General features: G+C 66.1%; 17 protein-coding genes and 2 pseudogenes. 12 read left to right on the top strand and 7 right to left on the bottom strand.

Annotated elements, in window-relative coordinates; all coding sequences use genetic code 11:
* Positions 1-166: 166 nt before the first annotated feature.
* From BUA41_RS19660 to hemC, 6 genes and pseudogenes are all read right to left on the bottom strand, one after another.
* Positions 167-2,716, bottom strand: a complete 2,550-nt coding sequence (locus BUA41_RS19660) for a toxin VasX (RefSeq protein WP_340641249.1) — start codon at positions 2,714-2,716, stop codon at positions 167-169.
* 126 nt (positions 2,717-2,842) lie between these two features.
* Positions 2,843-4,861, bottom strand: a pseudogene (locus BUA41_RS19495) (type VI secretion system Vgr family protein); the annotation flags it as partial.
* A 282-nt stretch (positions 4,862-5,143) separates the two neighbouring features.
* Positions 5,144-6,367, bottom strand: coding sequence for a heme biosynthesis protein HemY (locus BUA41_RS11415; RefSeq protein WP_072822916.1), 1,224 nt, complete (start codon positions 6,365-6,367; stop codon positions 5,144-5,146).
* The gene (locus BUA41_RS18745) at positions 6,364-7,938 is read right to left on the bottom strand and encodes a uroporphyrinogen-III C-methyltransferase (protein WP_084671461.1); all 1,575 of its coding nucleotides are present in this window, start codon (positions 7,936-7,938) and stop codon (positions 6,364-6,366) included. The genes BUA41_RS11415 and BUA41_RS18745 overlap by 4 nt, the downstream gene beginning before the upstream one ends.
* A 6-nt stretch (positions 7,939-7,944) precedes the next feature.
* A complete protein-coding gene (locus BUA41_RS11405) occupies positions 7,945-8,733 on the bottom strand; it encodes a uroporphyrinogen-III synthase (protein WP_072822914.1) in 789 nt (262 codons plus the stop codon).
* Positions 8,730-9,674, bottom strand: coding sequence for a hydroxymethylbilane synthase (hemC, locus tag BUA41_RS11400; protein ID WP_072822912.1), 945 nt, complete (start codon positions 9,672-9,674; stop codon positions 8,730-8,732). Before hemC ends, BUA41_RS11405 begins: the two co-directional genes overlap by 4 nt.
* A 212-nt stretch (positions 9,675-9,886) precedes the next feature.
* On the opposite strand from hemC, the gene argH reads away from it, so the two are divergent.
* From argH to BUA41_RS11365, 7 genes and pseudogenes are all read left to right on the top strand, one after another.
* Complete coding sequence (gene argH / locus BUA41_RS11395) at positions 9,887-11,305, top strand: argininosuccinate lyase (RefSeq protein ID WP_072822910.1); 1,419 nt, start codon at positions 9,887-9,889, stop codon at positions 11,303-11,305.
* Position 11,306: 1 nt separating this feature from the next.
* Positions 11,307-11,420: pseudogene (gene lptM / locus BUA41_RS19770) on the top strand (LPS translocon maturation chaperone LptM); the annotation flags it as partial.
* An 86-nt stretch (positions 11,421-11,506) separates the two neighbouring features.
* Positions 11,507-12,763 carry a diaminopimelate decarboxylase gene (gene lysA, locus BUA41_RS11385; RefSeq protein WP_072822906.1) on the top strand — a complete coding sequence of 419 codons (1,257 nt, stop codon included), beginning with the start codon at positions 11,507-11,509 and terminating at the stop codon, positions 12,761-12,763.
* Positions 12,763-13,596 (top strand): diaminopimelate epimerase, encoded by an 834-nt coding sequence (gene dapF / locus BUA41_RS11380; protein WP_072822904.1) that lies wholly within the window; start codon positions 12,763-12,765, stop codon positions 13,594-13,596. Before lysA ends, dapF begins: the two co-directional genes overlap by 1 nt.
* A 35-nt stretch (positions 13,597-13,631) precedes the next feature.
* The gene (locus BUA41_RS11375; protein WP_072822902.1) at positions 13,632-14,348 is read left to right on the top strand and encodes a DUF484 family protein; all 717 of its coding nucleotides are present in this window, start codon (positions 13,632-13,634) and stop codon (positions 14,346-14,348) included.
* Between the two features lie 7 nt (positions 14,349-14,355).
* Positions 14,356-15,264 carry a tyrosine recombinase XerC gene (locus BUA41_RS11370; RefSeq protein ID WP_072822900.1) on the top strand — a complete coding sequence of 303 codons (909 nt, stop codon included), beginning with the start codon at positions 14,356-14,358 and terminating at the stop codon, positions 15,262-15,264.
* A gap of 4 nt (positions 15,265-15,268) precedes the next feature.
* Complete coding sequence (locus BUA41_RS11365) at positions 15,269-16,003, top strand: HAD family hydrolase (RefSeq protein WP_072822898.1); 735 nt, start codon at positions 15,269-15,271, stop codon at positions 16,001-16,003.
* 4 nt (positions 16,004-16,007) lie between these two features.
* On the opposite strand, the gene yihA is transcribed toward BUA41_RS11365, so the two are convergent.
* Positions 16,008-16,589 carry a ribosome biogenesis GTP-binding protein YihA/YsxC gene (yihA, locus tag BUA41_RS11360; protein WP_245791908.1) on the bottom strand — a complete coding sequence of 194 codons (582 nt, stop codon included), beginning with the start codon at positions 16,587-16,589 and terminating at the stop codon, positions 16,008-16,010.
* Positions 16,590-16,900: 311 nt separating this feature from the next.
* On the opposite strand from yihA, the gene BUA41_RS11355 reads away from it, so the two are divergent.
* The 5 genes from BUA41_RS11355 to BUA41_RS11335 all read left to right on the top strand — a co-directional run bounded on the left by BUA41_RS11355 (position 16,901) and on the right by BUA41_RS11335 (position 21,255).
* Complete coding sequence (locus BUA41_RS11355) at positions 16,901-17,527, top strand: c-type cytochrome (protein WP_072822894.1); 627 nt, start codon at positions 16,901-16,903, stop codon at positions 17,525-17,527.
* 175 nt (positions 17,528-17,702) lie between these two features.
* Positions 17,703-18,341, top strand: a complete 639-nt coding sequence (locus tag BUA41_RS11350; RefSeq protein WP_072822892.1) for a thiol:disulfide interchange protein DsbA/DsbL — start codon at positions 17,703-17,705, stop codon at positions 18,339-18,341.
* Position 18,342: 1 nt separating this feature from the next.
* Positions 18,343-19,152: an endonuclease/exonuclease/phosphatase family protein gene (locus tag BUA41_RS11345; protein WP_072822889.1), complete on the top strand. Its 810-nt coding sequence runs from the start codon at positions 18,343-18,345 to the stop codon at positions 19,150-19,152.
* 142 nt (positions 19,153-19,294) lie between these two features.
* Positions 19,295-19,852, top strand: a complete 558-nt coding sequence (locus BUA41_RS11340; protein WP_072822887.1) for a TRAP transporter small permease subunit — start codon at positions 19,295-19,297, stop codon at positions 19,850-19,852.
* On the top strand, positions 19,852-21,255 hold the full coding sequence (locus tag BUA41_RS11335) for a TRAP transporter large permease (protein WP_072822885.1): 1,404 nt from the start codon (positions 19,852-19,854) through the stop codon (positions 21,253-21,255). The genes BUA41_RS11340 and BUA41_RS11335 overlap by 1 nt, the downstream gene beginning before the upstream one ends.
* The last annotated feature ends 205 nt before the right edge of the window (positions 21,256-21,460 follow it).

Raw genomic sequence — 21,460 nt, 5'->3', positions numbered from 1 at the left:
GGTGCCCAGGTCGAGATAGACCGCGTTCTGTTCCTGCACGTCGCCGAGCTGGAAGGGCTTTTCCGCGGCGCGCCGCTTGGGCGAGAGCACGATCATGTCGTCGGCGAGGCCCGCCTTCCGGGCCACTTTGTCGAAAAACCCGCGGATGCCGTGCATGGGGTCTCGCTCAGTCAATGGAGAGGGTGAAGGGCTGCAGGATCAGCCCCGGGTGCGGACGGTAATGCAGGGTGCCGCCGATGGCGAGGAGCGTTTCGTCTTCCGGGGTGGCGTGATAGATGCGCCGATAGGCCGGGCCGCCTCGATGACGTTCGCCGATATCCAGCGCCAGGTCCTTCTCGGTGAGGACGACGTCGCGGGTCTCGCTGCCGAACCAGCCGGCCTTCCAGCGCTCCTTGGCCTGCCAGGTGAACATGCCCGGGAAGGGCGGCGTCGCACCGGGAAACTCGATCGTCAGCCACACCGCCACATGGCGGGTGTTCAGAGCATGATTCCATTCGTCGCGGCGCTCCAGGCGCGCCCGAGGCGCGTAGAGCAAACGGAACAGCCGGTCGAGCTCCTGGGCCAGGTCGCCGGCCCAGGCAGCGGGATGGGTGCCGAAACGGGTGTTGCGCAGCCACTGCTGCAAGGGTTTCTCCCGGGTGAACCGGAGGCTGATGGCGCCGCCGACGATCAGCAGCACCAGGCCCAGCATCGCCCCCGGCGCCCCGGCGCGGCTGGCCAGGGCCGACGCCTCGAGGGTCCGGCCCATCAGCAAGGCCGCCCTGGCCCGGCGATAGAGCCAGAAGGCGCGGGCCGCCAGGGCGGCTTGACCGGCGCTGGCGGCACTCATGCCCGCCTGGACGGCGGCGGAGTCCCGGTCGCCCCGGCCCAGGCTGTCGAGTGCCTGGCGGCCAAAATAGACGCTATCGAAGGCGGTGGCCAGGCCCAGGGTAAAGCTGGTGCCCTGACCAGCAATCAAGAAGAACTCATAACGTGCCTTCCATACTGCCGACATGCCTTCCGTAGCCAGCACTCGATCCGCTTTCAGCTCCAGTACCTGCTGACCGATCGCCCCGGCCACGGCGGCGGTGCCGAAGAGGCTGGAAAGGAATCCTGTAGTGGTATCGAAAGATCGCCCCTCTTCCACCAAGGCCTCCCCCGCCTCCACCAGCATCACCCCGTTGAGGATCAGCAGCAGGCTCTTGAGCCTGGCATCGCCCAGCGCCTCGACGAAGGGGTTGCCGGTGGGGGCGCTGGCAGGGGCGGCCAGGCGCAGGGTGGTGAGTGTCTTGCCCTGCAGTTCGGGCAGCAGGTCCGGGCGCAGTCGACCAAGCGAGGCCGGGGCGTTGGCGGCGCGGGCCCCGGGGGCGTTGAGCCAGTCGACCATCACCTGGGCCGGCACCGGGGTGGCGCTGAGCCGTTGACCGCTGCGCGCCAGGGCGGCGGCGAAATAGCCCGCCACTAGGGTGTGGTGGGCCGAGGCGGCGCCGTGTTGCTTGAGCAGCGGCCCGATCAGCGGGCCCAGGGCGACGAAAAGGCCTTCGCGCAAGGCGGCGGAGGTCTGGCCGAGCGTGGCGGAAAGCTGATTGAGGCCGTTGGCCCAGCCCTGCCAGTCATTGTCCGCGCCGAGATCGCCCACCGCCAGCAGGCGCGTCACGTCGGCCAGCGTCAGGGGTTCGCGGTGACCGAGCAGCGCCGCCCAGAGCGAGTGCTCGGTATCGGGCGCCCAGAAGCTCCGGGCCGGGTCCATCAGCCGCTCGACGCTGGCCGCACCGGCCCGGCTCTGGGTGGGGCCGAGCAGGACGGCGCTCCACAAGGTCTCCATGGCGTCGTGGTGCTCGGCCTCGGCCGGGTCGAAATGCCGCTGGGCCGCCTGAAGGCTGGCGCCTTGCGCTTGAGTCGTTTCCATCCAGCACTGCCAGTCCGCGAGAAGCGCGGCGAGCTGCGCGTCCCGTTCGGCGATCTCGGCGTCGTAGCGGGTGGCGGCTTCCTCGATGCGCGGCTGATCGGCGAGCGTCGGCAGTTCGGCCCAGAACTCACGGTTCTGCTTGGCCAGGGCCAGGATCTGCTGAGCCAGACTGCGCTCCTCGCCTTCCTCGGCGAACCAGGCCTCGCGCCGGTTGAGAACCGCTCGCACCAGGTGGGCAAGATCGAGGAGGAGGCCCCAGGGGTCGTCGATCACCGCCACGGCCTGGATCTCCGCCTGGGTCAGGGTCGGCATCATGGTTTCCCAGCGCGGCAGCTCGGCCCCGGGCTCACTGCTCCAGGCAAAGACCGATGGCGGCGCGCCATTGAGTTCCGGCACCTGGGTGGCCCACGCCAGGGGGCCGCTGGCCGGGCCCTGGCCCGGAACGATGGCACGCATCAGCGCCTGGCGGTGCTCGGAGTTACCTTGCAGTTTGGCATAGTGGCGCTCGCTCCAGCGCACCGGCGACCAGGCCAGCCGTGCCGGCGCGTCGGCGGGGAGAAACAGATAGGCCCCGCCGCCGGGCATGACGATCGGCCCGCCGCGGGAGGTTTCATCGAGCATTCCCTGGGTGACGCGGTATTCGACCAGACGCCGTTGGGTCTCGAGCCATACGTAGCACCAGCCGTCGCGCAGCGGGCGGGCCACGTAGGACAGCGGCACACTCTCCTGGGCATCCGATTCGGCCAGGAGGGAACCACCGAGGTCAGGCACGTCGAGCACCGAAAGAAAGTCGCTGCTCAACTCCTCATAGCCGAGTGCGTAACGCACCGGGATGAGGGCGGCCAGTTGCAGTTCCTCGGCGACGACGGCTTCCTCCGCGTTACGCTCCTGCGCGTCTTGCGCGCCATCGGCTCTCTGCGACTCCCGCAGCGCCGTCTGGTGCTGCACGTAGTGCTGTTTCAGGCGAGCGGCTGGCGGCACGACGCTGGGCCTCTCGCTGCTTTCGGGAACGACGTGCCCGGGCAACAGGGCGGCCAGCGCCGCTTGCCCCGTGCCGCTGCCCGGGCTGCCGCCGGCGTTGACGCGAATGCCGGGGCCGCTAATGGTGATGCCCGAGGGATCGAGCTTGAGAAAGCTGCCACCGGCGGCGAGGGTGATCTCGGCGCCGGCCTCGAACACGGCTTGCTTGCCGGCCTGGTAATGAACCTCGCGGCCCGTCTCGACGAGCTGGGCACGGCCGTAGCGCTCGTGGCACGTTTGGCCGACGATCCGATGGTCGTCGCCGTCGATCTGCTCGCGTCGCTCCCCGTGGACATGAAGATGGTCGTCGCGCTCGATCGCACTGAGGCGGTCGCGCTGGACCGCGAGATGGCTGTCGCGGTGGATGGCCTCGGTGCGATCGTTCTCGGTGATCAGCTCGAGATCCTTCTGGGCGTGCACCCAGATCTGCTCGTTGTCCTGGGCATCCTCGAAGCGCAGTTCGTTGAAGCCCTCGCCCTGGTGGGTCTGGGTACGGATCACCGTGCGCGTCTTGTGTTCCGGCAGGGCATAGGGCGGGGTATTCACCGCGTGATAGGTGCGCCCGGTGATCAGCGGCTGATCCGGATCGCCTTCGAGGAAGGAGACGATCACCTCGTGGCCGACCCTAGGAATCGCGATCGCCCCATAACCACCGCCGGCCCAGCCCTGAGCGACGCGAATCCAGGCGCTGGCCGTGTCATCGGGTTTGGCATAGCGGTCCCAGGGGAACTGCACCTTGACCCGGCCATGTGCGTCACAGTGGATCTCCTCACCTTCGGGACCGACCACGAAGGCCACCTGGGGGCCGTCGACCCGGGGCTTGGCGTTGAGCTCTGCACGCCAGGGCTGGTCGGCGGGCATGAGAATGAGAGTGTTGGTATACGTCGTGGCGCCCTCACCGCCGACGGCGTCTTCTTCCAATGCCTGAGGCTGAGTGCCCTTATGCACGACCTTGATCACCTGCCAGCCGCGGTTCATCTCCTCGCTGTCATGCTCGGTGAGGGTGAAGCGTGCCCCGGGCCGCAGTTCCGGCAGATCGCTTTCGGCGTTCACGGTGAGGGCGTCACTGCGTAATTGTTCCAGCCGGGTCTTGGTGAACGCCTGGCCCGAGGCATCCGCCTTGTAGCGTCCGGGATAATCGAAGTGTTCATAGTCCGTTCTTTGCGCGTGTTCTTCCAGCTCGCTGCCGACTTGTTCATGCAGCTGTGCCTGATGCAACTGTGAATAGGCGGGCTGCTTGAAGGAGTAATCCTTCAGCATCGCCGAGGCCGGGCGCACCCGGGCGGTCTGGCGCAGGCGGCGGAGATGGCGCGCCGGGGCTGTGCCCCCTGAGCGGCTGTGATAGGTCCGTGGGCCAAGATTGCCGAGCACGTTGGGGGCGTCGGCGAACACCAGCCGATGCGCCCCGCCTGCTTTATCTTCAAATTCATGGCAATAGAACAGGCCTTCTTCCGCGGCCAGGCGCTCGATGAAGGCGAGATCCGTCTCGCGGTACTGCACGCAGTATTCACGCTCGGCGGGCTCGCGGGTCACCGCGAAGGTCGCATCCTGGATGCCGCGCTCGGCAAGCAGGGTGTTGATGATGGTTAGCGGCGAGACCTGCTGAAAGATACGCGAGTTGTGGCGCAGGGAAAGCCGCCACAGGGCCGGTCTGACGAGAAGCGTGTAGAAGGTGCGCCGGTGGCCGCGATCGCCTTGGGCGAACTCAGCGACGACGCCATGCACGCGGCGCAGGGCCGCGCCGTCCTGCCACACGGTGAGGGTCACCTCGCGTTCGAGCCAGTCGCCGGCGGCAAGATCGGGCCGGGGGCTGGCCAGGGTCACGGTGAGTTCGAAGGGTCGGGAGAGGGCTTCTTCCAGATGGAAGTCGACGACCGCCAGGTCGGCGCCGGCATCATTCGAGGCGCCATCGCCCCGGGTGAGGGTGAACCGAAGGCCGGTCGAGGTCGCCATGCGGAGTCCTTGGGGAATGCGAGACGACCCAGAATAGCGGAATTAATTATCCAGAACAGAGGCTTACAGTATTTGTATAAAATGACTGACAAGCGTTGTCGGCAATGTCTTACAAATCGCATTAAGCATGTGATTTGTAAGAACTGAATTCATTTTTCCAGAGCGGCTTGCGAAGCCATTCAGGTTCTGGGGCTTTCTCGACCTCGACCCAAGGATATCGCAGACACGTGGCCAACCAAAAAAGGGCGCCGCGAGGCGCCCAGGAGAGCAACGTGGATACGTCTAGGGATTATGATCGCTCGGCTGAGGCAGCGCCGGCAGCGAGCGGTCGAGCAATTCCACGCTCTGGCGATAGTAGAGCTGGCTCTTGTTGTGCTCGCCCAGGTTGGCGAACAACCGCGCCAGCTCGGCACACACCACGCCGCTGGGGCGCTGGCGCTGGCTGGCCTCGAAGTACTCCTGCGCCTTGCCCCAGTAGGCGTTGCGCAGCGAGAGTCGGCCCAGGGTCAGCAGCAGGTCGGGATCGTTGGGGCGCTCCTGCAACCATTTCTCGGCGTAGGCGAGCTGTCGCCCGGCGTCGACGTTCAACAGCCCGTAGCGCAGCACCAATCGGCTGTCCCACCGTTCCTTGAGAGTATGGCGCAACAGGCGCTCGGCCAGGCCCTCCTCGTTGCCTCGCACCAGCGCCTCGGTATAAAGGCCGACCAGATCGATGTCATTGCGCAGGTAATCGGGGATGTCCGCCCAGAGGCTGCGCACCCGTTCGATATCGCTCGGATTGCGGGCCGCCTGCACGAGCAACTCCTGATAGGCACGCTTCTCCAGCTCGTGACGTTCTTCCTGGGTCACCAGCTGATGACGGGTCAGTCTCGGCATCAGGCGGCGTATGCCGTCCCAGTCGTTGACACTCAGATAGGCCTGCTTGAGCAGCTTGAGCACCTGGGGGTGCTCGGGAAGCTGCCGCTCGAGCCGGGTCAGGGTCGCCAGCGCCTCTTCGAACTGCTGCCGGTCGAGCATCAGCTGTGCCTGCACCATGCCCACGGCGGTGTCGGCACCCTCGGTGCTGTAATGGGCACGCTTCAGCAGCACGTCGGCCTGATCGTAGCGACCCTGGTAATGGGCTGCCAGGGCCGCGGACAGGTAATTGACCAGCGGGGTGCTCGAGTCGTCCGCCGCCCTGGTCAGGGCCTTCTCGGCCCGCTTCCAGCGCCCCTCGGCCAGGGCTACCAGACCGCGTACCGTGCGACGCATGGCATTGCGGTTGCGATTGCGGCTGTTCCATATCTTGAGCCGGCTCACCGGACGGCGCAGGCGCATCAGCAACCGCAACAGGAAGTGCAGGAGGAAGAACAGCGCCAGCAGCAGTACCAGTCCGAACCAGAACGAGGTCTGGAACGAGGTATCACCGACCCGAACCAGCCAGTAGCCCGGCACGGATTGCATCAGCTGACCGAACAGGGCGCCGATGGCCAGGCCGAGAACGATGATGAGGATAAGCTTTCTCATTCCTCAGCGCTCCCGCCGTCCTGCCGACGTGCCATGAAATCTCGGAGGGTCTCCAGGGAGCCGGTGATGTCAGGCAGCTCGGGGCGGATCGTCTCGTCGGACAGCGTCGCCAGTTGCTCGAGCACCTTCTGAACACCCTCGCTCTCCGGGTCGTAGTAGGTATCGATCAGGGTACGGCCCTTTTCCAGGCTCGCTCGATAGAGTTCGGGATTGGCCTGCAGCAGGGCCAGTTGCGACTGCTCGAGCTGCAGACGCGCGTTCTGGCGCAGGTAGGACTCCTGCTCCGGCGTCATCAGCGCTTCCAGGGCCTGGTCGTGCTTGCGAACCACCACCAGCTCCTTGAGCTCCTGGCCGAACCGGGCAAGCTGCTGTTGCCAGCCGCCCTCGACCGTCGAGGTGTCGCCACCTTCTGCAGCGATCTGCTTGATGTCCTGCTGGAGCGGCAACTTGGCCAGCTGCTCCTGCACCGACATCAGGGTCAGATAGAGACCGGTTCGGTCCACGCCGGGCACCGAGCGAAGCTCGCCCAGGTCGGACTGGACGGCGCGACGCACCGGCGTCAGTGCCGGGTTGTCGATACCGGCCAGGCGCTGATCCGCGGTGCGCAGCAGGGATTGCGCCCCCTCGACGTCTCGCTCGAGCTGCAGGCGCTGGGTGGCCAGACGCAACAGGTACTCGATCTCGGCGTAGACCCATTCGTCCTCATCCGGCTGTTGCTGGCTGGAGAGCTCCTCAAGCACCTGGTCCAGGGTCTGATTGACGCTCTCCCGGTACTGCTGCATCTCGTCGCGCAGGTCCTGGATGGCCTGCTGGCGCTGCTCGCCGTCCTGGCTCAGTCGTGATTCGAGATCGTCGATGGCGCCGGCATTGCTCTCGACCTGAGAGGTTTGCGGCACCTGATCGAGGCGGGACTGCTGCCGCTGGAACTGCTGCCACAGCCACCAGCCACCAATGGCCGCCGCCACGATCAGCAACACCACCAGGACCAGGGCGATGATTCCCGCGATCCCGCCGCTACGGCCTCCGCTACCGCTTCCGCCGCCAGCGGCCCCGGCGGCCCCTCCCCCGGACGTGGCAGCAGCAGCGCCGCCGGCAGGGGCCGGCTTGTTCGCGGATGACGGCTTGTCGGTCGATGCATTGGGCTCGCCCGGGCCCTGGCTCGCCTGCCCTCCCGGGGAGCTTGCCTGCCCAGGCGATGACGATACCGGCTTGCCCGGCGCCTCGGGCTTGGCCTGGCTGGCCGATGGTCCCTGGCTGGAAGGCGTCTTGGCGGCAGCCGGGGTCGTCGAGTTCTTGGCGGCGCTTCGGCCCTTGCCACCATTCCTGCCGTGGTGCTTGTTCGATGACTTCCCCGGGTTCACCTTGCCCGGGGCCGGCTTGTCGGCGTCGCCCTGCTCTTCCGCGGTCACGGTCTTGCCGTCGCCCGTCGCGGTCCGGTCGACCTCACCGGAAGCCGTGGTGCTCTTCTCGCCTTCCGCGTTCGAGGAGGTCGTTGCATCACCAGGAGACTTGCTCTTGTCGGCGCCGGAAAGCGCACGTTGTTCGTCCTGATCGTGCTCTTGCTTGCTCATCAGTCGCTAGCCTTTTTCAAGATCATCGTGATCGGCGCCATCCAGGTTACAAACATCGGCCACTGCAGCCACCAGAGCTGCCGGCGTGGCACCTTGCGCCACTCGAGGGTGCAGATAGCCCAGCGTCTGGGCCAGTGTAGCCAAACGCTGGCTGGAAACGATTAGCGGTTGGTTCAACGCCGCCCGAGAGCACCATCCTGCCAGATGTTCGAGCAATTCGCCGCTAGTCACTACCATGACGTCGAAATCTCCATCGGCCAGACGTCGCGCCGCCATTCCGGTCGGTGCCACCAACTGGCGCCGATAGAGTGCCACTCGATCGACGCGCGCCCCACGCCGCTCGAGCGTTTCGGCGATCGCCGTACGTCCCCCCTCGCCCGCGACCAGCAGCACCCGACGGTGCTCGAGCCGCTGCAGCGAGGGCAATGCCAGCAATGCTTCGCTGGTATTCTCCTGCGAGGCCGGAGGAACGCGCACGCGAACCCCGAGCCGTTCGTTCAAGACCTGGGCCGTGCCCGCGCCCACCGCATAGAAGCCAGGACCCAGGGGCAGCTGTGGCCAATAGCGATCCAGAGCTTCCGCCAGGCACTCGGCGGCGAAGGGGCTGACCACCACGACGCTGTGGTAATGATCGAAATCGAGCCAGGCCCGACGGGTGTCCTGAGCCTCGGGCAGGCCCTCGAGCCGCATCACCTCCAGGGATTCGACCTCGACGCCCAGGTCCTCCAGGGCGCGCCGCAAGGGCCGGCCGCGCGCCCCCGGGCGGGTGATCAGCACCCGTGGGCGAACACTCATCGGCTTTCGCCGTACACCTTGGCGAGGATTTCGCCAGCCCCTTGGTCGAGCAGGTCCTCGGCGACACGAATGCCCAGCGTCTCGGGTTCGCCTGCCGACCCCCGCCCCTCGGCACGCAGTACCCGGGAGCCGTCCGGCATGCCGACCAGCGCCCGCAGCCACAACGTCCGACCGCCTTCCTCAAGCACCGCGTGGCCGGCGATGGGTACCTGGCAACCGCCCTCGAGGCGTGTGTTCATGGCACGCTCGGCCCGCACCCGTGTGGCGGTCTCGACATGGTCGAGAGGCGCCAACAGGGCCAGCAGGTCCGGATCGTTGGTGCGACATTCGATGCCCAGGGCGCCTTGGCCGCAGGCCGGCAGGCTGATCTCCGCCGGCAGTTCCATGGCGATGCGTTCGCTGAGCCCCAGACGTCGCAACCCGGATGTGGCCAGGATGATGGCATCGTATTCGCCGTCGTCGAGCTTGCGCAGCCGCGTCTGCACGTTGCCGCGCAGGGTCAGCACGTCCAGGTCCGGCCGCGCCTCGCTGACCTGCAACCCCCGGCGCAGGCTGGACGTGCCCACCCGGGCGCCCTCGGGCAGGGCATCGAAGCTGGCATAGTGGTTGGAGACGAAGGCATCGGTGGCTTCGGCGCCTTCGAGGATCACCGACAGCCCCAGCCCCTCGGGGAAGTGCATCGGCACATCCTTCATGGAGTGCACGGCAATGTCCGCCCGGCCATCGAGCATCGCCTCTTCCAGTTCCTTGACGAACAGCCCCTTGCCCCCGACCTTGGCCAGGGGCGTATCGAGAATCTTGTCGCCACGGGTGGACATGGCAACCAGCTCGACCTCGAGCCCCGGATGCAGCGCCATCAGGCGGTCGCGCACATGCTCTGCCTGCCACAGGGCGAGCAGGCTCTTGCGGGTGGCGATGCGAAGGGTCGTGATGGCGGGCACGGCAAACTCCTGAACTGGTGGGCGGCCGTTTTTCCGGCCACGATCAACGTCATGCCGCAACAGCGGCGCTTGCAACATCATAAAGCAGTCGCCGGTTCAGGAAAATCCACTGCCCTGCGACACGCCGCCTCCATGCCGGCCTCACGAGACGCGGCGACTCTGGTACACTCGAGGCAAAATTCCATCATGACCGTGCAGGACGCCTTCGCACCATGAACCAGCAGACCAACCAGTCCTGGGGTGGCCGTTTCAACGAGCCGACCGATGCCTTCGTCGAGAAGTTCACCGCCTCGGTGGATTTCGACCGCCGTCTCTATCACCACGACATCCGTGGCTCGATGGCCCACGCCACCATGCTCGAGCGTGTCGGCGTGCTGACCGTGGAAGAGCGCGACACCATCCTCGAAGGGCTCGCCGAGGTCGAGAAGGAGATCGAGTCCGGGCAGTTCCCCTGGTCGGTCGCCCTCGAGGACGTGCACATGAACATCGAGGCGCGCCTGACCGAGAAGATCGGCATCACCGGCAAGAAGCTGCACACCGGGCGGTCGCGCAACGATCAGGTGGCCACCGACATCCGCCTCTACCTGCGCGACGAGATCGACACCCTCGAGGCGGAGCTCATCCGGCTGCGAAGTGGCATGATCGAGCTGGCGGATCGTGAAGCGGATACCATCATGCCGGGGTTCACCCACCTGCAGACCGCCCAGCCGGTGACCTTCGGCCACCATCTGCTGGCCTGGCAGGAGATGATCGCCCGGGATCACGAACGCCTGCGCGACTGCCGCAAGCGGGTCAACGTCATGCCCCTGGGCGCCGCGGCGCTCGCCGGCACCACCTACCCCATCGATCGCCACGTCACCGCCGAGCTGCTGGGCTTCGAGCGACCTGCCGAGAACTCCCTGGATGCGGTGAGCGATCGCGACTTCGCCATCGAGTTCGTGAGCTTCGCCAGTCTGCTGCTCATGCACCTGTCGCGCATGAGCGAGGAGCTGGTGCTGTGGACCAGCGCCCAGTTCGACTTCATCGACCTGCCGGATCGCTTCTGTACCGGCTCCTCGATCATGCCCCAGAAGAAGAACCCCGACGTGCCGGAGCTGGTGCGCGGCAAGTCCGGGCGCGTCTACGGGCACCTGGTCGGCCTCTTGACGCTGATGAAGTCGCAGCCGCTGGCCTACAACAAGGACAATCAGGAGGACAAGGAGCCGCTGTTCGACACTCTGGATACCGTCAAGGGCTGCCTCAAGGCCTTCGCCGACATGGTGCCCGCCATCGAGGCCAAGGCCGACAACATGCACGAGGCGGCGCGTCGAGGCTTCTCCACCGCCACCGACCTGGCCGACTACCTGGTGCGCCGCGGCGTGGCGTTCCGCGATGCCCACGAGATCGTCGGCCAGTCCGTGGCCCATGGCCTCGAGCGACACAAGGACCTCTCCGAGATGAGTCTCGCGGAGTTGCGCCAGTTCTCGACGGCAATCGACGAGGATGTCTTCGAGGTGCTGACCCTGGAAGGCTCGGTGGCGGCGCGCAACCACATCGGCGGCACCGCGCCGGATCAGGTGCGTGCCGCCGCCCAGCGGGCCCGGGACGCGCTCGCGACGACGGCCGGCCCGACAGCGGCGGAAGGTAACTGAGATGCGCCCCCTGACAGGCATCGGCCTGCTACTGCTGTTGGTACTGCTTTCCGGTTGCGGCCAGAAGGGCCCGCTCTACCTGCCGGGCAACGAAGAGGCAGCCGCGGAGTACGATCCCGGCGACGAATACGCAGAGCCCGATCCAGAGGAGGGAACGCACGATGACGCCACCTCTTCCGACGACCGACAAGAGCCCTGAGCATGGACCATTTCGACTATCGCCACGACGTACTCCACGCCGAGGACGTGCCGCTGCCACGAATCGCCGAGCAGGTCGGCACGCCCTGCTACGTCTACTCCCGAGCCACCCTGGAGCGCCACTATCGCGCCTACAGCGAGGCCCTGGGCGACCACCCGCACCTGATCTGCTACGCGGTCAAGGCCAATTCCAACCTGGCGGTGCTCAATGTGCTGGCACGCTTGGGCGCGGGCTTCGACATCGTCTCCGTCGGGGAACTCGAACGGGTCCTGGCCGCCGGTGGTGATCCGGCCAGGGTGGTCTTTTCCGGGGTCGCCAAGCGCTCCGACGAGATGGCCCGGGCCCTGGAAGTGGGCATCAAGTGCTTCAACGTCGAATCCCTGCCGGAACTCGAGCGCCTGAACGAGGTGGCGGCACGCCTGGGCAAGGTGGCGCCGGTGTCGCTGCGGGTGAATCCGGATGTCGACGCCCGCACGCATCCGTACATCTCCACCGGCCTCAAGGCCAACAAGTTCGGTATTCCGGTGGACCAGGCCGTCGACGTCTACGCCCGAGCGGCGACCCTGAAGAACGTCCGGGCAGTGGGCCTGGACTGTCATATCGGCTCCCAGCTCACCGAGCTCGCCCCGTTCCTCGATGCCCTGGATCGCCTGCTGGTGCTGCTCGACCGCCTGGGCGAGCAGGGCATCGACATCGCCCACCTGGACCTGGGCGGCGGGCTGGGCGTTCCCTACAAGAACGAACAGCCACCGCAACCCTTCGACTACGCCCGGGCCCTGCTCGAGCGCCTGGCCGGACGCGACCTCACGCTGCTCTTCGAGCCGGGGCGCTCGATCGCCGCCAACGCCGGCCTCCTGCTGACGCGCGTCGAGTACCTCAAGCCGGGCGAGACCAGGAACTTCGCGGTGGTCGACGCGGGCATGAACGATCTGATCCGCCCCTCGCTCTACCAGGCCTGGCAGGCGATCGTCCCGGTGGACACCCGTCGACCCCGCGACCCGGTGCTCTACGATGTGGTGGGCCCGGTCTGCGAGACCGGCGACTTCCTCGGCAAGGAACGCGAACTGGCCCTGGCACCGGGAGACCTCCTGGCCGTGCGATCGGCGGGGGCCTATGGTTTCGTGATGGCCTCGAATTACAATAGTCGCCCGCGTCCGCCCGAGGTGATGGTGGATGGCGGCCGGCTACAGGTGGTACGTCGGCGCGAGCCTCTCGAGGCACTATGGGCGGGAGAAACGCTTCTTCCGGAGGGTCCCTGATGCTGCTGCACTTCACCAAGATGCATGGCCTGGGCAACGACTTCATGGTGGTCGATCTGATCACCCAGCGCGCGCGTTTCGAAGCCGAACAGATTCGCGCCCTGGCCGATCGCCACTTCGGGGTCGGCTTCGACCAGTTGCTGACCGTCGAGCCGCCCCGGAACCCGGAGATGGACTTTCGCTACCGCATCTACAATGCCGACGGCAGCGAGGTGGAAAATTGCGGCAACGGCGCCCGCTGTTTCGCCCGCTTCGTCTGCGACCAGCGCTTGACCCACAAGCGCGAGATTCGTGTCGAGACCCAGGGCGGACCGCTCACCCTGCTGGTCGAGAACGATGATCGCGTGCGCGTCGACATGGGCGTGCCGCACTTCGAGCCGGCCCAGGTACCGTTCAGTGCCGATCAGGACCTGCCGCTGCATGCACTCGAGGCGGATGGCGAACATCTGGAAATCGGCGTAGTGTCGATGGGCAACCCCCATGCAGTGCTGCGGGTCGACGATACCGAGACCGCACCGGTCACGCGCCTGGGCGCTGCCATCGAGTCCCACCCGCGTTTCCCGCGGCGCGTCAATGTCGGCTTCATGCAGATCGTGTCGCGTCGGGCGATCCGCCTGCGAGTCTTCGAGCGTGGGGTCGGCGAAACCCTGGCCTGCGGCACCGGGGCCTGTGCCGCGGTGGCCTGTGGCATCCGCCAGGGCCTGCTGGACGATACGGTGGACGTCGACCTGCCCGGCGGTCGCTTGACCCTGCACTGGGCCGGGGGCGACACCCGCATGTTCATGACCGGACCTGCGGTGCGGGTCTTCGATGGCCGAGTCCCGCTCGGCTGAGCGACAACAAGAGCCCATCACGAGGTAATTCATCCATGTCCCAAGCTCAAGCCCCGGACGCCCTCCAGACGTTGACTCCCGAGAGCGTGGCCCAGTGGCTGGCGCAGCATCCGGACTTCTTCGTCGGGCGCGAGGGGCTGCTGCAACAACTCCGGGTGCCACACCCGGACACCGAGGGTACCGTATCACTGCTCGAGCGCCTCGTGCTCGACCTGCGCAAGCGCGCGGAAGGCGCCGAATGGCGCCTGGAGCAGTTGCTCGACTCGGCACGTCACAATGAATCCCAGTACCGACGGACCCGGGAACTGGTGCTGGGACTGCTCGAGGCCGAGAACAACGATGCCCTGAGCCAGGCGCTGGCCACCCAGCTCTCGGAACGCTTCCGCACCCAGTCGGTGGCGTTGTGGTGCGCGCCCAGCCTGACCGATGACGAGCCCACGGCGCCCCAGCCGCCACGCTTCGTGCTCGATGACGCCGCGGGTGCTCGCCTCGGCGCGCTGCTCGACGGGCGCGCCAGCCGTTGCCGGCGACTGTCGCGCAAGGATTGGCAACTGTTGCTGCCGCACATCGAGCCCCCCAGGAAGGCCGGCTCCTGCGCCCTGACCCGGCTGACCCTGGGCGAGCCGCTTGGCTACCTGATCCTGGCGAGTCACGACACCGAACACTTCCGGGCCAGCCTGGATACGCTGTTCACCGAGTATCTGGGCGAGGTCGTCGCTCGCTTGCTGGTCCACCACACCCGGTCGCGGTAGGCGAGCCGTGGACGAGCGCATCGCTGCCTTCCTGGCCAGGCTGGCCTCTCAGGCAAGCCCGGCGACCGTGGATGCCTATCGTCGGGACCTCACGACCTGCGCAGCCTATCTCGAGGGGCAAGGGCTTGCCGACTGGCGCCAACTCGACGCCGGCCTGGTCAAGCGTTTCCTGGGCCACGAGCGCAGCCGTGGCCTGGCACCGCGCAGCCTGGCACGCCGCCGCGCCGCCCTGTCACGCTTCGCCGAGGAACTGGTGCGACAGCGGGTGCTGGCACACAACCCGGTCAAGCTGGCGCGCACCCCGCGCCAGCCCCAGCATCTGCCGCGGCCGGTGGATGTCGACCAGCTCTCCCGTTTCCTCGACACGCCCCACGACGGCTCGACCTTGGCGCTGCGCGACCAGGCCATGCTCGAACTCCTCTACTCCTGCGGTCTGCGCCTGGCGGAACTGGCCTCTCTCGATCTCGACGGCCTCGAGACACGGCGCGTGCGCGTGCTGGGCAAGGGCAGCAAGCCCCGCCAGGTGCCCCTGGGACAGCGCGCTCGCCAGGCGCTGGATGCCTGGCTGGCCGTGCGGGGTCAACTGGCCGGCAGCCACGAGGCCGCCCTGTTCGTGGGCCGGCGCGGCGAGCGCCTGGGCCATCGCGCCATCCAGCTACGCCTGGCCCGGGTTGCCGCCGAACGTGGCCTGCCCGAACACCTGCACCCGCATCGTCTGCGTCACTCCTTCGCCAGCCATCTGCTCGAATCGAGCCAGGATCTGCGCGCGGTACAGGAACTGCTGGGACATGCCAACCTGTCGACCACCCAGGTCTATACCCGTCTCGACTGGCAGCACCTGGCCAGTGCCTACGATGCCGCTCATCCCCGGGCACGTCGCCGCAAGGACGACACTGCCGACGACTCGACACCTTGATGCCATGTCTTCCACCCTGCCCCCCGTCACGGCCCTGACCTTCGACCTCGACGACACCCTGTGGGACAACCACGAGGTGATGGTCGCCACCGAGAACGGCCACTATGCCTGGCTCGACGAGGCGCTGGCCCGTGCCGATACCGACCGGCAACGCCTGAGCGAGCGTTTCCCGCTGAGCGCCTACCAGGCACGCCGTCAGCACATCGCACGACGCGAGCCGCTGCGCCGCGGCGATTTCACCTGGATTCGCCGGCAGAGTCTCATCGAAATGCTCCACGACTACGGGCTGCCCCACGCCGTTGCCGAGGAGTATGCTCTCGCCGCCATGGAGCACTTCATGACCTTGCGTCATCGGCTCACCCCCTACCCCGAGGTGGAAGGGCTGCTCGACGCGCTCGCCCAGCGCTATGCCCTGGCCGCGATCACCAACGGCAACGTCCAGGTCACGCGCCTGCCCCTGGCACGCCACTTCCCCGTGGCCATCGCCGCCGGCGAATTGCTCGCACCCAAGCCCGACGCCCGTCCCTTCCTCGCCGCCCTGGCGCGACTCGGTTCCGCGCCTTCCCGCGCCATGCACGTCGGGGACTCCTGGCACGAGGACGTCCTCCCTGCCTGGCGCCTGGGCATGCGCGTCGCCTGGATCGACAAGCATGACGAAAGACCGAGCGAATTACCGGCCGGCGTCTACCGACTCGCGCATGTCCGCGAGCTGCCTGCCCTGCTGGAGCACTTGACGTAGCCGTTCAGGCCTCGGCGGAAGAAAGCCAGCCATCGAGCCGCGCTCGTGCCTCATCGACCCCCTGGCGCTTCAACGCCGAGAACAGCTGCACGCTCACCAGGTCCTCCCACTCCTGCAGACGCCGACGCACCTGCTGCAGGCTGTTCCTGGCGGCGCCGGGCTTGAGCTTGTCGGCCTTGGTGAGCAGGATATGCACCGGCATCTCCTGCTCGTCGGCCCAGCCCAGCATCATCTCGTCGAACTCGGTGAGCGGGTGACGCACGTCCATGACCAGCACCAGCCCCTGCAGCGACGCGCGATGCTGCAGGTACTCGGCCAGGTGACGCTGCCATTCGAGCTTGATCTTTTCCGGCACCTTGGCGAAGCCGTAACCGGGCAGATCGACCAGGCGCCGGGAAGTGTCCTCGCCGAGACTGAAGAAATTGATCAACTGGGTGCGCCCTGGGGTCTTGGAGGTACGCGCCAGCGCCTTCTGCTGGGTCAGCGCATTGATCGCGCTCGATTTCCCGGCATTGGAGCGGCCGGCAAAGGCAATCTCCCGGCCCTGGTCGGCAGGACAGTGTGCCAGGGTCGGTGCACTGATCATGAAACGGGCGGTGTGATAGTTGAGACGGGTCACAGGAAATCTCTTGCTGGCTAGGATGATAGGTCTCGTGCAGCGGACACTGGGTTCCGGGTGCGGCATTATGGCTACATTCACGCGGCCGGGGGGATTCGATATACTACGCGGATATTTTATTTCGCGCCGGGACGAACTAGGATGCGCAAGGAAAATCGCAGCGTTCGAGTGTAGCACCCGCATCGAATCGACAGCGAACCGGTCGAGCCGCAGACACGACGAGGCCCGACGCCCGGAGGCTGACTCCAGACACAACGAAACGGCATAGTGAAATAGCGATGAGAAAGTTACTGGCAGGCTTGGCAATGATCATGGGGTTCGTGGGTGTGGCTCACGCACAAACCCAGAACAGCGAGACGGTCGAGGGCGATCCGGCGGCGGGACGGGAGAAGTCCCAGACCTGTACGGCCTGTCACGGTCAGCAGGGCATCAGCCCGACCCCCACCTTCCCCCACCTGGCGGGCCAGCAGCCCGACTACCTGATCAAACAGATCACCGAGATCCGTGACGGTGTACGCCCCGTGCCACAGATGGCGGGAATCGTCGACAACCTCGACGAGCAGGACATCGCCGACCTGGCCGCCTTCTATGCCAACCAGGACCCCAATCTCGGCCAGGCCGATCCGGAACTGGTCGACCGGGGTGAATCCCTCTACAAGGCCGGCGATCTGGCCAAGGGCATTCCCGCCTGCATAGGCTGTCACATGCCGACCGGGGTGGGCATCAACACGGCCAAGTACCCGGCCCTGTCGGGGCAGTATCCCGAATACACGGTGACGACGCTGCAGGCCTTCGCCACAGGCGAGCGCAGCAACGACCCCAACGCCATCATGCGCGATATTGCCTCCATGATGAGCGATGCGGACATGGAAGCCGTGGCCAGCTACGTCAACGGCCTGCACTGAACCGAGGCCTGGGATAACTGCGATAAAAGGCGGCCTGTGCCGCCTTTTATCGTCATGGCGCCACGAACCCTTGTCGTTCACTATATAGCAAAGCCAATGCCGTGCAGGTCATGCCTGCGCCAACGGCCTCACTTGCACTGGGGCGACCCCAAGGATCATCGAGGAGTACCGACGAATGTGGAAACAGTGGATTGCCATCATCGCAGGCTTGAGCCTGTCGACGCTGGCCGCAGCGGCCCCGGTCGAGGGCCAGGATTACCGCGTGCTCGACACCCCGGTCGACACCAGCGTGGATGAGGGCCAGATCGAGGTCACCGAGGCCTTCTGGTACGGCTGCCCTCATTGTTACGACCTGGAAGGGCCCCTCGATGCCTGGGTCGAGGAGCTGCCGGAGGACGTCGTCTTCCGGCGCCTTCCGGCCACCATGGGAGACGTCTGGACTCGCCATGCCACGGCGTTCTTTGCCGCCGAGCGCCTGGGAATTCTCGAGGAGGTCCACGGCGACTTCTTCGATGCCATCCATCAGGAAGGAAAAAAGCTGACCCAGGTCGATGATATCGCGGCCTTCTTCAGCGACTACGGGGTCAGCGAGGAAGAGGCCAGAGAGGCGCTGACGTCCTTCGGCGTGAAGAGCCGAATCAACCAGGCCCATGCCAGGATGCGCGCCTACCAGCTGATGGGGGTACCGGCGCTGATCGTCGATGGGCGCTACGTCATCACCCCCGATAGCGCCGGCAGTCTCGACAACATGCCGCAGATTGCCGAGGCCCTGGTCGAGAAGGTGCGCAGCGAAGGCGACACGCAAGGGGAATGAGGTGACGCACGCTCTTGCCGCAGACCAGGGCCGTGCTCACACGCTGAGGCTGCTGACCTTCAACCTTCAGGTCGGCATCCAGACATCGGCCTATCATCACTACCTGACGCGTAGCTGGCAGCACCTGCTTCCCAATCCCAGACGACGCAGCCGTCTGGACATCATGGGCAAGGTGCTCGGTGATTTCGATATCGTCGGCCTGCAGGAAGTGGACGGCGGAAGCTTTCGTTCGGGCAATGTCAACCAGGTGGAGTACCTGGCGCATCAGGCCGATTTTCCATACCACTACCAGCAGCTCAACCGCAACCTGGGACGCGTCGCCCAGCACAGCAACGGCTTGCTGTCACGCCTGCGCCCCAGCCACATTCAGGAACACCGCCTGCCCGGCACCCTGCCCGGGCGCGGTGCCCTGCATGCCCGCTACGGCAAGGGGCCCGACGCGCTGCACGTGTTCGTGGCCCACCTGGCCCTGAGCCGGCGGGGCCGGATTCGTCAACTCGACTATCTCAGCGAGCTGATCACGCCCCTGAAGCATGTGGTGGTCATGGGGGATCTCAACTGTACCCCCGACCAGTTGAACGCCCACTCGCGTTTTTGCATGGCACTGCCGCTGTATCCGGTGCGCCCCCTGCTGAGCTATCCCGCCTGGCAGCCCCGGCGTGCCCTGGACCACATCCTGCTCTCGACCTCCCTGGAAGCCGATGCCCCCAGGGCGCTGGATCAGCTCTTCTCGGACCACCTGCCGCTGTCCGTGGACATCCGTCTGCCGACGGCCTGCCATCAGGCGATCCACCACGCATCAGACCAATGAGTCATTGCCGTGCCCTTGGCCAGCGTTCACGCTAGCGTAGATTTTGCGTGAGACCACCCGGCGCACTCGTCGCGGCCGACATCACCGGCTATGTCATGATGATTCAAGTCGACAACGACCTCCCCCAGAACAAGAGGACTCCATGAATCGTGCTTCATCCTTGCCCGCTCCGCTGGCCTGGATAGACGGCATCACCGAACGGTTGGGCAAGACCCTGGCCTGGCTGGTCCTGATCATGATGCTGGTCGAATTCCTGATCGTGGTGCTGCGATACCTGTTCAACTTCAACAGCATCCCGATGCAGGAGTCGGTCATGTACCTGCATGCCGTCGTCTTCCTGCTCGCCGCCTCCTATACCCTGAAGCACGACGGCCATGTGCGCGTCGACATCTTCTACCGCGGCATGACCGCGAAGAAGAAGGCCTGGGTCGACCTGCTGGGTACGCTGTTTTTGCTGATGCCGGTGATGATCTTCGTGGTGCTGACGAGCCTGGGCTACGTCGGCAAGTCCTGGCGTATTCTGGAAGGCTCGCCGGAATCCGGCGGCCTTCCCGGCGTCTTCCTGCTCAAGACGCTGATCCCGATCTTCGCGGGGCTGATGTGCCTGCAGGGTGTCGTCGAGATCGCGCGCAACGGCCTGATCATTGCCGGGCGCCTCCCGCCCCGGGACGACGAGGACCATGCCGAGGAGCGCCTGTAATGCTGGAATTCATGCCTCTCGTGCTGTTCGCGGTGATCTGTGCGGTATTGATGTTCGGCTATCCGGTGGCCCTTTCCCTGGCCGGTACGGCCCTGGCCTTCGCGGGGCTGGGCATGGGCCTGGAAGCCCTGGGCATCGATGCCAACTTCGACGGCAGCTTCCTCTCCGCCTTTCCCAACCGCCTCTACGGCATCATGACCAACCAGACCCTGCTGGCCGTGCCGCTGTTCGTGCTGATGGGGGTATTGCTGGAAAAGTCCAAGGTCGCCGAAACCCTGCTCGACGCCATGGCGCTGCTGTTCGGATCGCTGCGCGGTGGACTGGGCATCTCGGTGACCCTGGTCGGCATGCTGCTGGCGGCATCCACCGGCATCGTCGGCGCCACCGTGGTCACCATGGGCCTGCTCTCGCTGCCGACCATGCTCAAGCGGGGCTACAGCACGTCGCTGGCCACCGGCACCATCTGTGCCACCGGCACCCTGGGCCAGATCATCCCCCCGTCCATCGCCCTGGTGCTGCTCGGCGATGTGCTGTCGTCTGCCTATCAGCAGGCGCAGCTGGCGATGGGCATCTTCAGTCCCAAGACGGTCTCGGTGGGCGACCTGTTCATGGGAGCCCTGGTGCCGGGTCTGGTGCTGGTGGCGCTGTACATCGGCTATGTCGCGGCCATCGCCTGGCTGAAGCCCCAGGCAGCGCCCCCGGCGGATCGCCAGGAGCTGATGGCCGAACTCGGCCATCAGGGCGGTCTGGGCACCCTGCTTCTCAAGGGACTGGTACCGCCCATCCTGCTGATCATCGCCGTGCTGGGCTCCATCCTGGGCGGCTTCGCCACGCCCACCGAGGCTTCCGCCGTGGGTGCCTTCGGCGCCCTGGTGCTGGCGCTGGCCTATCGCCAGCTGGACTTCGCGACCCTCAAGGAAGCGTTGCGCTCCACCACCCATGTCACCACCATGGTGTTTCTGATCCTGATCGGTGCGGCGCTGTTCTCCCTGGTGTTCCGTGCCTATGGGGGCGAGGAGCTGATCCACGAGCTGTTCAACAACATGCCCGGCGGCGTGGTGGGCGCCACCCTGGTGGTGATGCTGGTGATCTTCCTGCTCGGCTTCATCCTCGATTTCATCGAGATCACCTTCGTGGTAGTACCGATCGTCGGCCCGATCCTGCTGGCCATGGGGCTTGACCCGGTATGGCTGGGGATCATGATCGCCATCAACCTGCAGACCTCGTTCCTGACGCCGCCCTTCGGCTTCGCGCTGTTCTACCTGCGCGGCGTGGCCCCCGAATCGGTGCCCACCTCGGCCATCTATCGAGGAGTCATCCCGTTCATCGTATTGCAGCTTGCCATGCTGGTGGCCCTGGCATTCTTCCCGGGCCTGGCCACTTGGCTGCCGGAGCAGTTCTAAGGAATTGCTGAATAAATCGCCGAGCGAAATAAGCGGGCGTCGCTACGCTGCAAGGCGCACGGAGCGCAGAAAACGAGACATAACATGGGGTTAGGCGAGTTTCTACCGGGCTGGCGCACCAGCACCGCGCAACGCAGCAATTCGTTCGTTTAGGCATTTATGCAGTGATTCCCTAAGCGATAGTCGACCACGATACCCAGGCATC

The sequence above is a fragment of the Modicisalibacter ilicicola DSM 19980 genome (assembly GCF_900128925.1).
Lineage (GTDB): Bacteria > Pseudomonadota > Gammaproteobacteria > Pseudomonadales > Halomonadaceae > Modicisalibacter > Modicisalibacter ilicicola.
The sequence above is the reverse complement of the archived record's forward strand: the minus strand, read 5'-3'. Positions and strand labels throughout refer to the sequence as shown.

Coding starts and splice junctions, on each gene's coding strand:
- BUA41_RS11415 (WP_072822916.1), bottom strand. CDS start 6,367: ATGAGAAAGCTTATCCTCATCATCGTTCTCGGCCTGGCCATCGGCGCC.
- BUA41_RS18745 (WP_084671461.1), bottom strand. CDS start 7,938: ATGAGCAAGCAAGAGCACGATCAGGACGAACAACGTGCGCTTTCCGGC.
- BUA41_RS11405 (WP_072822914.1), bottom strand. CDS start 8,733: ATGAGTGTTCGCCCACGGGTGCTGATCACCCGCCCGGGGGCGCGCGGC.
- argH (WP_072822910.1), top strand. CDS start 9,887: ATGAACCAGCAGACCAACCAGTCCTGGGGTGGCCGTTTCAACGAGCCG.
- lysA (WP_072822906.1), top strand. CDS start 11,507: ATGGACCATTTCGACTATCGCCACGACGTACTCCACGCCGAGGACGTG.
- dapF (WP_072822904.1), top strand. CDS start 12,763: ATGCTGCTGCACTTCACCAAGATGCATGGCCTGGGCAACGACTTCATG.
- BUA41_RS11375 (WP_072822902.1), top strand. CDS start 13,632: ATGTCCCAAGCTCAAGCCCCGGACGCCCTCCAGACGTTGACTCCCGAG.
- BUA41_RS11365 (WP_072822898.1), top strand. CDS start 15,269: ATGTCTTCCACCCTGCCCCCCGTCACGGCCCTGACCTTCGACCTCGAC.
- yihA (WP_245791908.1), bottom strand. CDS start 16,589: ATGATCAGTGCACCGACCCTGGCACACTGTCCTGCCGACCAGGGCCGG.
- BUA41_RS11355 (WP_072822894.1), top strand. CDS start 16,901: ATGAGAAAGTTACTGGCAGGCTTGGCAATGATCATGGGGTTCGTGGGT.
- BUA41_RS11350 (WP_072822892.1), top strand. CDS start 17,703: ATGTGGAAACAGTGGATTGCCATCATCGCAGGCTTGAGCCTGTCGACG.
- BUA41_RS11340 (WP_072822887.1), top strand. CDS start 19,295: ATGAATCGTGCTTCATCCTTGCCCGCTCCGCTGGCCTGGATAGACGGC.
- BUA41_RS11335 (WP_072822885.1), top strand. CDS start 19,852: ATGCTGGAATTCATGCCTCTCGTGCTGTTCGCGGTGATCTGTGCGGTA.